2 protein-coding genes are annotated in these 2,061 nt (G+C 34.2%); both read right to left on the bottom strand.

Annotation, left to right across the window (positions count from 1 at the left end; genetic code table 11):
• Window positions 1-409 precede the first annotated feature (409 nt).
• Window positions 410-1,261 carry a dTDP-4-dehydrorhamnose reductase gene (gene rfbD / locus AC07XN_RS24190; protein ID WP_494744906.1) on the bottom strand — a complete coding sequence of 284 codons (852 nt, stop codon included), beginning with the start codon at window positions 1,259-1,261 and terminating at the stop codon, window positions 410-412.
• A 104-nt stretch (window positions 1,262-1,365) separates the two neighbouring features.
• Window positions 1,366-1,905 carry a dTDP-4-dehydrorhamnose 3,5-epimerase gene (rfbC, locus tag AC07XN_RS24185; protein WP_309924396.1) on the bottom strand — a complete coding sequence of 180 codons (540 nt, stop codon included), beginning with the start codon at window positions 1,903-1,905 and terminating at the stop codon, window positions 1,366-1,368.
• Window positions 1,906-2,061 lie beyond the last annotated feature (156 nt).

Raw genomic sequence — 2,061 nt, 5'->3', positions numbered from 1 at the left:
CATTTATCAATAATTCATGTAGTTTTTGTATATTTCTTATTTCGAATAAGGACTAGTTTTTTTAATGAATTATATCTTTTTTATCAAAAACTTGACAAACGAGCATTTTACTAATTCACTTTCCCTTTTTATTATTGGCAGGACTCCATTCTACTATTACCGCTTGCTTGTAAATCAGCAATCAAAAATGGATTAGACGCTGAAATTACGCTAACCCTTTCGGACATTGTATCGCAGCAATACCCATAGAAAACTGGCTAGGATTTAGCATAGAAAAATACCAAGATGGATGTGTACTGATACTAAAAACTGATATAATAATTAGTTTTTTATCGGAAGTGGTTAGAGGTAATTTTTTACTGCGTTATCTTCTATTTTAACGTTTCTCTTAAGTCGATACCTTGTCTTATTAAGCTAAAGCTGCCATACAAACTTTCAAGCTATCTCGCCAATAAGGTATCTCAATACCTAAAACTTGCTTAATTTTAGTTTTATCCATCAAAGAGAAAGCAGGTCTTTTGGCCTTGGTTGGATATTCGCTTGTTTTTAACGGCTTAACTTTTACAGACACTTCCCCTAACTCAAAAATTGCTTGTGCAAAATCATACCATGAAATCGCTCCTTCATTGCTATAATTATATAAGCCATAATCTTTGCTTTGAGTAGTAATGATGTGAAGAATACAGGCAGCCAAATCTACACCATATGTTGGAGTACCCACTTGGTCAACTATGATGCCTAATTCTGGTCTTTCTTTTCCTAAGCGAAGCATTGTTTTTACAAAATTATTGGCAAACTCCGAATACAGCCAGCTAGTGCGAAGAATAAAAAACTCAGACATCTTTTTAATAATATCCTGTTCTCCCTCTAGTTTCGTTAAACCATACATACCTATTGGGGTAGCTTCATCTTCTTCAGATAAAGCTTTTGGAAGGTTTCCTTCAAAAACAAAATCCGTTGAAACATGAATTAAAGTACTTCCATGAGCCACACAAGCGTCTGCTAGATTAGCGGCACCTATTTTATTGATTTTTCTAGCTAAATCTACGTCGTCTTCTGCTTTATCTACAGCTGTGTAAGCTGCACAGTTAACAACATATGAAGGTTTGTGCTTAGTAAATAGGTTCTCTAAAAGTTCCACGTCCAAAATATTACCTTCAATTTCATCTAAATAGATAATTCCTTCTATATTTTGGCTTTCAGCTACTTTATTGATGCATTGTCCCAACTGGCCAATACCTCCAAATATAATAATACTCATATCAGAATCTTTTAATATAATTTAAGTACACCTAATTCAAGCGTTGTAGGTTTTTATTCTTTGTATCAATAAAAAATTATTAATACCATTTCATACAGTAATATTTAAGCCTGTGCCAAATATTCTTCAAGGGTAGGGAGAACCATATCTTTGTCAGATACATTTGGATTTTCTACTGGCCACTCTATTTTAAGAGTTGGGTCGTTCCAAAGAATTCCTCCTTCAGAAGCCTTATTATAGCCTGCTGTGCATTTATAAGCAAAAATACTATCTTCCAAAGCCAAGAATCCGTGGGCAAAACCTACAGGAATATATACCATTTTATTCGACTGGGCATCAAGTTCAAAAAACTCCCATTGCTTGAAAGTTGGTGAATCAGGACGTAAATCTACGGCTACATCAAGCACTTTACCTGTAATTGCTCTAACAAGCTTGCCTTGGGCATAATCTCCTTTTTGAAAATGCAAGCCCCTTAAAACTCCCTTATAAGAAAATGATTGATTATCCTGAACAAAATTGGTTGGCAAACCTTTCTCGCCCCAAGTAATACTATTGAAAGGCTCAAAAAATAAGCCTCGTGCATCCCCAAAAATACTTGGTTCAATGATTAAAACATCTTTAAGCACTGCATTAGATACTTTCATAATACATATTTATGTGCTGTGGGCACTGATAATTTTCAGAAAAAATAATATTTAAAATACAGTTAAGCACTAAGATAACAACCCAAGCAGATATTTTCCATACCCACTTTTTACCAGCGGTTCAGCTATTTTTTTGAGTTGCACCTCATCAATAAA

Source organism: Arcicella sp. GW458-12-2-14-TSB2 (assembly GCF_059423785.1).
This window is presented reverse-complemented; position numbering and strand designations above follow the sequence as displayed.

Coding starts and splice junctions, on each gene's coding strand:
- rfbD (WP_494744906.1), bottom strand. CDS start 1,261: ATGAGTATTATTATATTTGGAGGTATTGGCCAGTTGGGACAATGCATC.
- rfbC (WP_309924396.1), bottom strand. CDS start 1,905: ATGAAAGTATCTAATGCAGTGCTTAAAGATGTTTTAATCATTGAACCA.